Source organism: Sinorhizobium sojae CCBAU 05684 (genome assembly GCF_002288525.1).
Taxonomy (GTDB): Bacteria; Pseudomonadota; Alphaproteobacteria; order Rhizobiales; family Rhizobiaceae; genus Sinorhizobium; species Sinorhizobium sojae.
Map to the genome: position 1 here is coordinate 1,487,522 of NZ_CP023068.1, position 12,519 is coordinate 1,500,040.

Below are 12,519 nucleotides of genomic sequence, written 5' to 3' on the forward strand. Positions count from 1 at the left end.
CGCCGGCCGGGCCCTTGGGCCCCTACGAAGTTGCTGCAACACTACCGTGTGTGAAGGACGGCTTGGAGACCGATACAGAGCACTGGATGCTCATGATTAAAGGGTCTTCCTCAATTTGTGTGGTTCACTCGCCGTTAGGCATGATGCCGCTATGGGCTGGCATGCGAACGAAAACGAAATGGTCACCCGGCCCAGGAGTCAAAGTTCTGGGTGTCGCGCTCACAGATGATGACAGTTGGGTTGTTTCCGCTGCCGGACCAGCCTTCGGCATTTGCCCCGATTGTGGACGGCGGACCCGAAATCGGCATGGCTGGTCCAACCGAAGCCTTCAAGATCTGCCGGTCCAGGGCAAGACCGTAACGGTGAAGCTTCGGTTGAGCCGCTGGCGGTGCGCACATCAGAACTGTCAACGACAAACGTTCACCGACCGACTGCCGACGATTGCTTCCCCTTATGCGCGCCGGACAAGGAGGGTCTCGGAGATTGTCAGTCTGCTCGGCCATAGCGCAGGCGGCCGTCCTGGCGAGCGCTTGATGCGAAGGCTCGGCATGCCTGTCAGCGACGACACGATCCTGCGGCGGCTGAAGCAGGATGCCGCGCTCGCTCATTGCGACGCTACGATCCGGGTCGTTGGCATAGACGACTGGAGCTGGCGGCGATCCTGGCGCTACGGCACGGTGATCGTCGACCTGGAGCGCCGTTCGGTTGTCGATATCCTTGACGACCGGAGCGTGGCGAGTGCCGCGCGATGGCTGGAGCGGCACCCTTCTGTCGAAATCGTGAGCCGAGACCGATGCGGGCTTTACGCGCAAGCCGCTCGCGAGGGTGCGCCGCAAGCGCGTCAGGTGGCTGATCGGTTCCATCTCATGCAGAATCTGCGGGTCGCAATCGAGGAGCAGATGAGCCTTTCCGGCCGCGCTACTGGACGAGCATTGCTGTCGGATAAAAGTATCGGGAGCGCGCAAATCGATCTGATTCAGGATGATCCGCACGTTGACGCAACGCACCGCCGCCGGGTGCGTCACGCTCATCGACAATCACGGCAGGTGGTGTTCGATACAGTGCACGCCTTGCGCAAGGAGGGGCTGTCCTGTTCGGAGATCGCACGTCGCACCGGCTACGGCCGGCGCAGCATCGCGAAATGGCTGACTTTCGAGACGCCACCCGACCGACAGAAAGCGGCGTTGAAGCCGACATCGCCCCTGTACTTTGAGGTGTTTCTCGCGGCATGCTGGAAAGATGGCAATCGTTGCGGACGGCATCTGTTCCACGATATCAAACAGCGCGGCTACACGGGCAGTTTTTCGAATCTCGAGCGGCTTCTCGCAAGCTGGCGCCGCGCCGAGAGGTCGGTCAAGGACAGTGCGTCGCCGGCTCCGATCATACCCGATCAACCGGCTCCCGATGCTGTCCCGATACGGGATCCGGGGACCGGCCATGTGATCTCGCCTGTAGTCGCAGCTGCCCTCTGCATGAAGCCGCGAGGCATGCTGACGATCAATCAGGCGAGCAAGGTGGATGCGCTGAAGCAGGGATCACATGAGTTTGCCCTGATGCGCAGCCTTGCCATCCGATTTCGCGGCATTCTCCGGAGCCGTGAATCGAGCAAGCTCGACATTTGGATCGACGATGCCGTCAGCACCGGGCTCGCCCCGATCGTCCGGTTCGCGCGGGTCTTGTGCCGTGACATCGGCGCCGTCCGCAACGCTATCGAACTGCCCTGGAGCAACGGCAAGGCAGAGGGCCAGATCAACCGCCTGAAGACGATCAAACGTGCGATGTATGGCAGAGCAGGCCCGGAGCTCCTCAGAGCACGCATTCTCACCGTTATCTGCCAAGCGACAGCTTATCAATGGATGCGGAATGTGGTTTTGGCGGTCGCCCTACGCGAGCACCGGAACCTTCAAGCCGCCGGCGTCGCCGCCTTTGCCGATCACCCGAGTTTTCCGACTGCACGGAAGGCAAAACTTGGCCTCCTTGATCCGACCTTCGGCGGCCAAGCCGCAATTACGCCGATCTCCTATCAGGAAATCATCGACATTGCTCGCAACGTCGGGGTGGATCAGAAGCTTTGCGCCGATCTTTTCAACACTCGCGTGAAAGCAGAGTCGTCGCCCTTGAGGGTAAATACGCTAGTCAGCGACCTTCGAGGGCAAGTCCTGCTTCCAGGATCGGATCCACACCAGCAGAATAAGGGAGCGTTGCCTCGACTAGGATGTCTGGGGCGACACCACGCATTCGAGATCGGTGCCATCCACTTCGACCCGGTGGGTGGCAACCAGCAAGAGTGATTGATCCGAGAGCAGGAATGGGCGTGCCGCCACTACCGCGCCCGCCGTCCTGTTTCCGACCACGGTCGCACCATAGCGCTGTAGTGCAAAGGCGAGCACCTCGTTGCCGCTGCGGGTCGTTCCATCTACGAGCAGAATGACTGGCTTGATCTGGTGTGAGGCGTTTGGGGAGTTCATCACCGCCACCCATATCGCCAGCTCGACCCCTAGCCGGCGGGCAACGCTGTATGGGGGCTCACAATACCGAACGCGGGTCCTTGGCGCGTTCGGACAAGGGTCTCCTCGAGTATACTGGTCACGTCACATCAGCCTCGACCTTGGCCCAAAGGCAAAAAACCTTTTCAAAACGGTAATTTCAATCGAACCGACTGCCGGACCCGCGATGTCATGCACGCATGAGTTGACAGTTTGACACTGCCTTCTTAACATAGGTTTAACACTACTGCCTTCGTAACATAACCTTAAAACTTATGGCGAAGCGCGTGAGAGGCCACGTCTATGTCTCTCTCGCTGCGTGTCTCTCGGGATCGGATTTGCGTACGACACCTTATCTGAGGACGGCAAAAGGAGGACATGTCGATGGTTGAAAGTAAGTTTCCTGGAAAATCCAAATGGCAGCTGCGCACCCGCAACGACAAAGCGGGCGAGCTTGAGATGGACGTTCCCGTGGATGAGTTGGTCAAGGCTTTGGCCAGCGAAGAGGAATCCGCCAAGTTCATGGAACGTCACAATCTGACCATGGAAGACTTTGTCGAGCGGGCCGAATTGCTCAACCGATATCTGAACAGCGCGGTGATCGACGTCACCCGCGTCTAGTGGCTGGGCTTCAGCCGGCGGTCGACCGTCGTACCCTTGCGATCGCGGCACGCGTGAACCGTTTTGCCGCGCCCAGTGCATTTATGGCCTATGCGCAATCTGTCCTTGCGGTCTATGTCGCGGCGGGATTGTGCTTTGGCCGAGATGGGCAGCGGCTCCGCCCGCATTTCGTTAGATATCGCGGTAAGACGGGTGACATGGCGGGGCCGGATTTGCCGCTTTGCGATTTCGGGGCGCAGGATGGCGGTTGGGCAAAAGGCACCGCCTTCGCCGAAAATCCTGCGGCCGTTGCTTTTCGCGCGCTGATCGGAATTTCACTGCCAGAGATGGATCGTGGCCCACTTATGTCCGGGCAATGGCAGCCGGGTGGCTTGGCCACCGCGTGGCATGCCGATCCGCCTGCACCCGGGGATTTCGTATTTTCCTATGCGGTCAGTCCGACAACGCCCGCGCCGGCGGATATCGATCATGCAGCGGCGCTGATCGGGGCGCTTCTCGACGTCGTCGAGTTGCTGGACGAGGACGAAGTCATCGTACCGGGCTGGATCGCGCAGGGCGCCGAGAAAAGGGACCTGCCCGCGCCACATCCCGCGGCACCCCCCGAGATCGGCGCGCGAACCGATGGCAAGGCGGGCTCGGGCCATCGCCAGCCCCTGCATTCGGTTGTCGGAGCGCAGCCCTCAATCGTCGCTTTAGCGCGGCATTGGTCACTGGTTGCGGGCGCGATCGCCGACGGCTCGGGCCTGCCTGCCCCGATCACCGGTTTCCGCCTGCGTCGCACGGCCGACTGGCAGGTACCTTCTACCGGCGATCCGGCCGAGGTCTATGAACATCTCGGCCGCGTCTGCAATGTTTCGTGCAAATTCTGCTATCTCTTCGGCAATCCCGGGAATCTAGCGATCGCACGCGGCACACGGGTCATTCGCCAGGACGAGGTTGAGACAAGGCTGCGCTATTTCCTCGCCGATACCGGTCAGGCGCTGTTCCATGCCGAGTGGGAAAACAACGAAACGCTGGTCGATCCGAAACTGCCGCAGCTTTTGCCGAGGCTGAGAGAGGCATCGGACAAACCCTTTTTCTTCGTCACGAACGGCAATCCCCTGACACCGGCGATGCTGGATCTTCTGGCCTCGGTCAAGCCGGTGCATGTGATCGTCTCGATCAATAGCGCCAATCCCGAATTGCGCGCGGATGTCATGCGCGAATCGAAGACAAGGCGCGCGCGTGCGCTAGAGGGGCTTTACGGGCTGGACGACCGCGGGATCTCATTCGGCATCAGCCTGGCCGCCTTTCCCGAGTTTCCGATCGACGATCTCCAGGCGACGATCGAGCATGTCGCGACCCTGCGCGCGGCTTATGTCCGGATCAACCTGCCGGGCTACACACGCTATTTGCCGCCCGAGCATCCCTTTGACACCCCGTCCACCTGGGCGCGCGTTACCGAATGGGCGCGCGCGTTGCGCGCGCACGTGCGACTGCCCATCCTCGTCATTCCCAGCGCGTTTGAAGAGAATCTCTACCATGACGATCCCGTGGCCGCGCGGGTCATCGGCACGATCCCGAACTCTCCCGCCGATCGGGCCGGGCTGCGGCCGGGCGACGTGATCGAGCGGATCGGGTTGCTGCCGGTGACGTCGCGCGCCTCGGCCCAGGCGCTTTTGTCACTGGATCGGGGTGATGCGCGGCTAACCGTACGACGGGGGGCAGCCGTCCATACGCTTTGCCTCGATGCGACGGCGGGCGCGTTTCCTTATGTCGGAGAGAGCTATGGCAAATACCGCTTTCCGAAGGGCATGGTGCTGGCACCCTCGCTGTCCGATGCCGATATCCGCCAGGTCTGCGACCAGATCGACGATTATGGCGCGAAGAATGCCTGGGTCTTTACCTCACGGCTGATGATGCCGGCCGTCCGCCGGCTTCTCGCGCCTTACGATCTTTGGGACCGCGTGCGGCTGGTGCCTGTCGACAACCACTATCTGGGCGGAAATATCCAAGTGCTGGATATGGCGACAATCGGAGATATGACCCGCCATGTCGAGGCCGAGACAACCGCGGCGGCGCGCCCCGATTTATTGTTGAGCCCCGGCACCGGGTTCAATCGCGAGGGCCGCGATCTTCTGGGGCGGCACTGGAAGGATCTGCCGAACCATTTCGACATTCCGTGCGAACTGATGTCCTGTTCGCGCTTCACGTTCTGAGAGAGGGGCCGATGACCCGAGCGATCCGTGCCGCCTTCGTCAGACCACCCTCGACGGTGACGCATGAATATTCAAAGCCGGTAGAATGCCTCGCGCTTGGCTATCTTTGCGCCGCGCTGCGCGAAGCGGGGCACGGGGCGGTGCTGTTGGACGGGCTCTTATGGCGGTGGAGCGTCGATGAGACGGTAGAGCGAATCCTTGCCGCGGATGTCGACGTGGTCGGATTGAGCGTCGCCTTTCAATATCTGCCGCCCGAAATTCCCGACATCGCCAAAAGGCTGCGCGCCGCCGGCTTTGCCGGGCCGATCTTGGTCGGGGGCCATTCGGTTTCTTTCGCAGCAGATGAGGTCGTTCTGGCACATCCCGAGATTTCGGCCGTCATCCGGGGCGAGGGCGAAAGCGCCATAGCCGCAATCGCCACCAAACTGGCCGCGGGCGAGGATTTCCGGACAGCGCCGGGCGTGACCTTCGCCGAGGATGGGCGAGCCGTTCAGCGGCCGGTCCGGCGCGAGGCAGATCTGGACGCGCTGCCAAGGCCGGCGCGCGATGCCGTGCCGGATATCCTCGCCAATGACGGGCTGGTCGCAATCTCGACCAGCCGAGGCTGCTATGCGCGCTGCACCTTTTGCAGCGTCCCGCGCTTTTTCGGGCTGGAGGCAGGTCACAAACACGCGTCTGGCGCGTGGCTTTCCCGTTCGCCCGCCTGCGTTGTCGAGGAAATGCGCGATCTGAAGAACCGTTTCGGCATCATCGAATTGCTGTTCGTCGATGACGAATTCTTTGGCGGCAGCGAGGCGGGCAAGCGCCGCGCCGAAGAGCTGGCCGCGCGGCTGATTGAAGCCGATCTGGGGATTCGCTTCGCGATCTCGTGCCGGGCCGAAAATGTCGAAGAGGCGCTGTTTGCCCGGCTTCAGGCGGCGGGTCTGTCGCATGTCTTCATCGGCATCGAATCGGGCGTCGCTCAGGCGCTGAAGCTGTTCGCGAAGTCCCAGACCCTCGATGACAGCCGCCGCGCGATCGCAACGGTCAAGCGGCTGGGCCTGTCGTTCCAGGCCGGCTTTATGGCGTTCAACCACCAAAGCACGCTGGCTGACATCCGGCTGAACCTCGATTTCCTCGAAGAGATCGGCGAGGCGAAACCGTATAATTTCAACACCGCCGCGGCGCCCTATCGCGGGACGCCTTTGGCCGACAAGGTCGCCCGCGACGGGATGATGACGGACGCCGCGCGGCGCACCGCGACGGGGTTTCTCGACCTCCATGTCGCGCTGGCCAGAGAGGCCGCGGCCGAGATCGCCGCCGCCGCTGCGCCGTTCATCGGCGCGATCGCCGCGCTGCAATCGGCGATCACCTATCAGTGGCGACGCGACGTGCCCGCGCGCTCTGACGAGACGCGGCGCGTCGTCAACGCGCTGGAAGCGGCGATCAATGCCGAGCTGTTCCAGATGATGCGCGAAACCGTCGAGACGCTGGAAAGCCAGCCCGCAATTTCCGGAGCCACGCTTCTTGACGATCTGCGGGCGCGACTGGGCACATGGCGCAAATCCAAAGAAGGATCGGTCGCTCTTGTCTGTGCCTGGGTGCGTCAGAAAGAGGGCGAGGTGCGCTATTGGACACAGTCCGATCTGATCGCCCATCCGCAGGAGCATGCCAATGCGTGATCTTGCCACCTCCCAACAGGAAACGACACCGCTTGGCCGTACAGCGCATGTCCTGATGCAGACGCCGGACCCAGCCCACCAGCTTGCCGATCATATCGAGGCGATGAGGCTTGCGACGTTTCGCGCGCGGCTTTCGCCGCCTGAGGGGCCCGCCGGGCAGTGGATCCTCGATCTCGGTGACGAGATGGCCGCCCCCAACCGCCCGCAACTTCTGCTGAATTTCTTCGATCCTGACAGTTTTGGCGCACTCTGGGTCGCGGGCGAGTTGGTGCCGCATGCGCATGAGCGGCCATTCGCGACGCGGCTGCTGTCCGGACGCTACGCGCAATGGCTTTATCACCGGGACGAGACGGGCACCCTACACATTGTCGAAAAGATGCATGTCGCGGCGGGACAGATCTATGGCCTCGGGTCCGAGCGGATCCATCTGATCCTGATGCCGGCAGAGGGCACGCTGTCGTTGTCGATCCGCGGGCCGGCGCGCGGCCCGGCAGGCACGGCCCCGCAGCCGCCTTTGCCAGAGGATGCCGCCGCGCGCATCCGCGAGCGGATGCTGGCCGCCCTCCGCGATGCGCCTCCGGCAAAAGCCGCGCTTTTGGGGATCTGGGACTGATGCGGGGGGGCGAGCGGATCGTTCTGGGCAGTTGGGGGCTGGCCGGCCAGTTCGAACGCGCGGGCACGCGGATCGGCTATGGCGCGGTGCCGGAGGCCCAGGCCCTGGACGTGCTCGACCGGGCCTGGGCGCTTGGCATCCGGCATGTCGACACCGCGTCCGGCTATGGCGGCGGTGCGGGCCTAGCGCGGATCGCGCGCTGGTCGCGGAAAACGGGCCGCCACTTCGCTCTTACCCTGAAACTCGGGCGCCCTCTGAACGCAGAGGGCCGGCCAGAGCGGCGCCTGACCCGGCAGGATTTGGCCGATGAGCTTGCAAGCGCCGAGTCGGTCATCGGCCCATCGGCAAGCCTTCTGCTGAAGGATCCGCCATTGGACGCGCCCGAGGCCCTCGCCGTACATCTCGAGACGCTGCAGGCATTCGCACCCGGAGGCCAGACGGGGATTTCTACGCACCAGATCGCCGCCTGCCACGATCTGCCCCTGCCGGGGGGCGGGCGCATCGCACAAATCGAGTTCAACGGCGTCAATCAGGGCATGGCGGCGCCGGCGGCGCGGGCGTTGAAGGCCAAAGGCTGGGAGGTCTGGGCGATGCAGCCGCTTTGCTACGGGTTTCTGAGCGGGCGCTACACCGATCAATGGGCCTTCCCCGAAGGGGATTTTCGCGCGGCGTTGCCGCCCTCGATCCGGGCGCTTTATCTTCGGGGCGCGCAACTCTTTGATGCCGGACGCGCACGACCTAAAGGGATTTCCCCGTCCGTCGACGCCCTGGCCTTTTGTCTGAGTCACCCCGCCATCGACAAGGTCGTGATCGGGCCGAAGACGGTCGCACAGCTGAACGATATCGAAACCGCGCTGGCGCATGCGGAAAAGCAGGAGGGCCTGGCGCATGACCATGCGGTTTGACGATCTTGCCGCGCTTGAACCGGCATTCCTCGCCCGGCTCGATCCGGCCGAATATGGCTGGGACGCAGAGGATCTTGCCCTTGCGCTCGCCGCGGCCACGCCCGATCTCGCGGCCTATATTCTGGACAATCTTGCGCCTGAAAGCTCTGGCGCGGTGCGCAGCGAGCTTGACGCCCAGCCCGACCCTGATCCGCTGTCGGCGCTTCGCGCGCAGCAGCGGATCATCAGCGCGCTTTTCTGGGAGTTGATCTATCGCCGCCATCCCGACGCCTATGACGCCTTTGCCGAGATCCAGGCCTTCCCCTTCCCCGATCTTTTCCCCGCGACGCTGCTGTCCGGCGCGCGCGTGCTCGATGTCGGCTGTGGCACCGGCGCCCTGACCCGCTGGGTTGCCCGGCATGCGAAAGAGGCAACCGGTGTCGATCCGGTCGCCCCGATGCTCGCGGTCGCGCGCCGCCGTTCCCGCAATGGGGCAAGCTTTCGTCTGGGCCGGTTTTCGGACTTACCCTTCCCAGCGGACAGTTTCGAAGTCGTCGTCTCCAATATGGCCTTTCAGCCCTTCGAAGACAGCGGCGGCATCAGCGGCCTCAACGAGATGCGCCGCGTCCTCGCGCCGGGGGGTGAAATCCAGCTGTCGGCGGGCAGCCGCGCCGCCGATGAGATGCTGAGAGCCGAGGGGTTCGACGTCACTTTCTTCCCTGGCGCGCTCGGCTGGCACGAAACGCGCGTCGTGATGAATGAGGCCCATCGCGCAATCGTCGCCGAATTGTGTCGCCGTGGCGGTCAGGGCTTTACCAGGTTCGAACAAGCCGATGAAATTGCCGGGCTCTTCACCACCGCCAGCTGGTCGGCCGCCCGCACGTTGGATTCGCTGAACGCCCTCTGGGACGGCGAGCGCCCGACTGCCGAGCTGTTCCAAGGCGACAACCTCTTTCAGCCGCTCGGCATTCCCATCTATCGCTGGAGGTCGCCGTCATGACGCAACCTGTCCTGGCCGCTGAACTGGACGACTGGTTCACACACCACTTTCTGACGGCCGCGGCAGAGGCCCTTCGGCAACCCGATCCCGAGGATCCGTGGCAGCTTCACATCTTCGACGATGTGTTGTTGCCAGAGCGCTTTGACGCGCTTCGCGGCTTTCTCGAAGCCGCACGGTTCGAGCCGGTCTATGCGCTGGCCTCGTCGCCCGGCGAGGGACCCCAGGCGATGCGGGGACAGCCCTGCGACGCGGCGGCCTTTGACGCCGCGCCACTCGATCGGCGGCTTTTCCGGTTCGAGCGCCTGGCCGAGCGGGCAGAGGATGCCCCCTTCAGCCTGCCCTGGTTTGACTTCGCGCAATTCGTCACCCTGGCCCGTCGGGACGCGTTCGCACGGCTCTTCCGCCCCGAGGGGCCGCTTCTGGATGAGGTATTTCTGGACGTCCACCGCATGGGTCCGGGTGATTTTCTGCGCGCCCATACCGACAACCATTCGCGCCGCCGCTTCGCCCTGATCCTCTACCTCAATGCCGATTGGAACTCCGCGCAGGGTGGGCTTTTGCATTTCGGCCGGCCGAACGGACACAAGCGCGTGATAGAGCCGCGACCCAACCGTCTGGTCGTGTTCGATGTCGGTGCAGATCAGTGGCATGAGGTGCCGGAGCTGCCGTCTTCCAAGGCCGGACCGTGGCGCGCGAGCCTCGGGCTCTGGCTGGGCGAGACGGGGCCGCTCTGATGCCGGACCGGATGACATCTTGTTGCGAAGGGCACTGAGATGAGGATCGCTCTGCTCAACCCCGCGCCCGAAAGCGCCCATCCCCTTGGCGTCAGTGGAGAGCCGATGGGCATTCTCGCGCTGGCCTCGGTGCTTCGGGCCGAGGGGCATGAGGTGGCGCTGCGCGATCTTGGCCTTCTGTTGCCCGATCAGCGGGCGGCGGCGCTGGAAACTGTGCTGGAGGGCGCAGCCCTTGCCGGGATCTCGTTGACCGGAGGGGCGCAGGTTGCCGCGATGACCGACATCGTCGCCGCCATCGACCGGGTCTGCCCGGACGCCTTTGTCCTGGCAGGCGGGGCGCTGCCGACCTTCGCGGCAGAGGCGCTTTTGCGCCAGATCCCGCGCGTCGACTGTGTCTTACGCGGCGAGGCCGAAGAAGCCCTGCCCGAGCTGATCCGCCATATCGAGGCCGGGACGGACTGGCGGGCCGTCAAGGGCGTGACTTGCCTTGTCGAGGGGCAGGCGCGCTCACAGCCTTTGCCGCGGATGGTGCCGGATCTGGACAGCCTGCCCTTTCCCGCCCGCGATCTCTTGCCCGATCTCGACGCGGTCGGCCTGCAACCGACCCTCATCACCAGCCGTGGCTGCTGGGCGAAATGCACCTTTTGCACCAGCCAGGTCTTTCCCCGGCTTGCCGAGGGCTCGCTCTGGCGAGGGCAAAGCGCCAAATATGTCCTTGCCGAGCTTGACGCGCTCTGGTCCGATCACGGCGTGTCGAAATTCCGCATCCTCGACGACAATTTCGTCGGCCCCGGCACGCGCGGGCAAAGGCGCGCCCGCGAGATTTGCGAGGGCATCGAGACGCGCGGCGCGCGCGGCTATCGGTTCTTCGCCGCGATGCGGGCCGAAGTCATCAATGACGATATCATGGCGCGGCTGTTGGGGGCGGGGATGGACAGGATCTGCATCGGGATGGAGACTTGGTCGCCGTCCCAACTGCGCCGGCTTGGTAAGAACTCACCGATCGAGGTCAATCACCGCGCGCTGGATGTGCTGATGCGCCACCGGCCCGAAACGATCAACCTTGGCTGCATCCTGTTCGATCCCGACACCACGCCCGAAGAGCTGATCGCCAATATCGAACTGATCGCGCAATATGGCGATCTTTATCAGATCAGCCAGCTGACCAGCCGGCTGGATGTGCTGCCCGGCACACCGGCCGAGCGCGATCTGCAGGCGCGCGGGCGGCTCAAGGGCGCGTGGGATGGCTATCGTTACGACTTCAGCGATGCGCGCGTCGGCTGGGCCTTCGATCTCTTGACCGGCGCGCTGGCCGATATCGCGAAGTTGGAGCAATATTGCCGCAAAATTGACGCCGAGACACCTGTGCCACGCGACAGCGCGGCAGAGCTTGGCGGGGCGTTGCATCGCTTCGCGATCGATTTCTTCCGCGAGGTCATCGGCGTCTGCGATGCGCTTTTGCCGGACGAAAGCGCCGCGTGGCGCGATGAGGCCGACCGGCTGCAGACCCGCGCTAAGGCGATGCGGGACCAGACCATCGGCCGACTGGCCCTGATCGAGATGGCCGCGACGTCCGCGGCGACGACGGTGGCGCGGTAGCCGTGCATGGCCGCGCGATCGATCGGGCACGGCATCAGGCCGCGGCGCGGGACAGACTGCAGGCTATCGAAGCGGCCGAGCGGCTGAGGCATCCTGTCATGGATCCCAAATAGGTGTGCCGGATCACGCGATCTCCGCGGGGTTTTGCTACTCGCAACTGATACTGGGGAGGCTGTCCCGAGGCCCGCACGGGTTGCTCCGGAATGAGGAGGAACAAGGCTTTACTCTTGCAAGGAGTGGCGCGTCACATTGTGGAGCGATCGGATCATCAAGGTGTCGCCAGCGCCTTGGAACATTTGCGTCATCTTGTCGCCATCGAAGCTGCCTTCGCGGGAGTCAAGGTCTACCATTGTGGGTTTTGCTTTGCCGCTTCAAACCGGAAATTGTCATATGTCGGTTTGGTTTAGACGATAAACACCGCACGATTTTCCGCTAACGATTTCAGTGGAGCCACTTTGCCAAGGCGATTGCAGTTCAAACATCAACGGCAGCTCGGGCAATTTCGGGCCAGCAACGGTCGACGAGCGTTATGTCAAGAACTCGGCCATGCCAGCGTGGCCAAATACCAGCGCCGGCGCGACCGCTTCCAGATCAACCTCACCAAGGCATCCGGGCTTTGAAAGCCCCTCCCCTTCCTCCGCCCGTGAAAGCGTAACGTCAAAATCGAGGGCCGAGTGTCATTTGCCATTAAATTATGAGATTTCCGCGCCAATGATTTCAATA

Annotated in this window: 9 protein-coding genes and 3 pseudogenes; 11 read left to right on the plus strand and 1 reads right to left on the minus strand. The window is 63.4% G+C overall.

What is annotated here, in order from left to right; genetic code table 11:
- Window positions 1-161: 161 nt before the first annotated feature.
- A pseudogene (locus SJ05684_RS24670) lies at window positions 162-1,823 on the plus strand (ISL3 family transposase); the annotation flags it as partial.
- Between the two features lie 387 nt (window positions 1,824-2,210).
- Here the strand turns inward: SJ05684_RS24670 and SJ05684_RS31080 are convergent.
- Window positions 2,211-2,468, minus strand: a complete 258-nt coding sequence (locus tag SJ05684_RS31080; RefSeq protein WP_083846272.1) for a S41 family peptidase — start codon at window positions 2,466-2,468, stop codon at window positions 2,211-2,213.
- A gap of 396 nt (window positions 2,469-2,864) precedes the next feature.
- Here SJ05684_RS31080 and SJ05684_RS24680 point away from each other — a divergent pair, with 396 nt between their 5' ends.
- From SJ05684_RS24680 to SJ05684_RS31090, 10 genes and pseudogenes are all read left to right on the plus strand, one after another.
- Window positions 2,865-3,107: a hypothetical protein gene (locus SJ05684_RS24680; RefSeq protein WP_095694373.1), complete on the plus strand. Its 243-nt coding sequence runs from the start codon at window positions 2,865-2,867 to the stop codon at window positions 3,105-3,107.
- Between the two features lie 197 nt (window positions 3,108-3,304).
- Window positions 3,305-5,305 carry a radical SAM protein gene (locus tag SJ05684_RS24685; protein ID WP_157212031.1) on the plus strand — a complete coding sequence of 667 codons (2,001 nt, stop codon included), beginning with the start codon at window positions 3,305-3,307 and terminating at the stop codon, window positions 5,303-5,305.
- Window positions 5,306-5,316: 11 nt separating this feature from the next.
- Window positions 5,317-5,661 (plus strand): annotated as a pseudogene (locus tag SJ05684_RS31085) (cobalamin-dependent protein); the annotation flags it as partial.
- Window positions 5,662-5,766: 105 nt separating this feature from the next.
- The gene (locus SJ05684_RS24690; protein WP_244426725.1) at window positions 5,767-6,966 is read left to right on the plus strand and encodes a B12-binding domain-containing radical SAM protein; all 1,200 of its coding nucleotides are present in this window, start codon (window positions 5,767-5,769) and stop codon (window positions 6,964-6,966) included.
- A 55-nt stretch (window positions 6,967-7,021) separates the two neighbouring features.
- Window positions 7,022-7,579, plus strand: coding sequence for a hypothetical protein (locus SJ05684_RS30110; protein WP_162098827.1), 558 nt, complete (start codon window positions 7,022-7,024; stop codon window positions 7,577-7,579).
- Window positions 7,579-8,484, plus strand: a complete 906-nt coding sequence (locus SJ05684_RS24695; RefSeq protein ID WP_034858926.1) for an aldo/keto reductase — start codon at window positions 7,579-7,581, stop codon at window positions 8,482-8,484. Before SJ05684_RS30110 ends, SJ05684_RS24695 begins: the two co-directional genes overlap by 1 nt.
- Window positions 8,468-9,463, plus strand: a complete 996-nt coding sequence (locus tag SJ05684_RS24700; protein WP_172901138.1) for a class I SAM-dependent methyltransferase — start codon at window positions 8,468-8,470, stop codon at window positions 9,461-9,463. Before SJ05684_RS24695 ends, SJ05684_RS24700 begins: the two co-directional genes overlap by 17 nt.
- On the plus strand, window positions 9,460-10,197 hold the full coding sequence (locus tag SJ05684_RS24705; RefSeq protein WP_050980201.1) for a 2OG-Fe(II) oxygenase: 738 nt from the start codon (window positions 9,460-9,462) through the stop codon (window positions 10,195-10,197). The genes SJ05684_RS24700 and SJ05684_RS24705 overlap by 4 nt, the downstream gene beginning before the upstream one ends.
- A gap of 39 nt (window positions 10,198-10,236) precedes the next feature.
- The gene (locus SJ05684_RS24710) at window positions 10,237-11,796 is read left to right on the plus strand and encodes a B12-binding domain-containing radical SAM protein (protein ID WP_083846270.1); all 1,560 of its coding nucleotides are present in this window, start codon (window positions 10,237-10,239) and stop codon (window positions 11,794-11,796) included.
- A 510-nt stretch (window positions 11,797-12,306) separates the two neighbouring features.
- A pseudogene (locus SJ05684_RS31090) lies at window positions 12,307-12,416 on the plus strand (integrase); the annotation flags it as partial.
- Window positions 12,417-12,519: the final 103 nt, after the last annotated feature.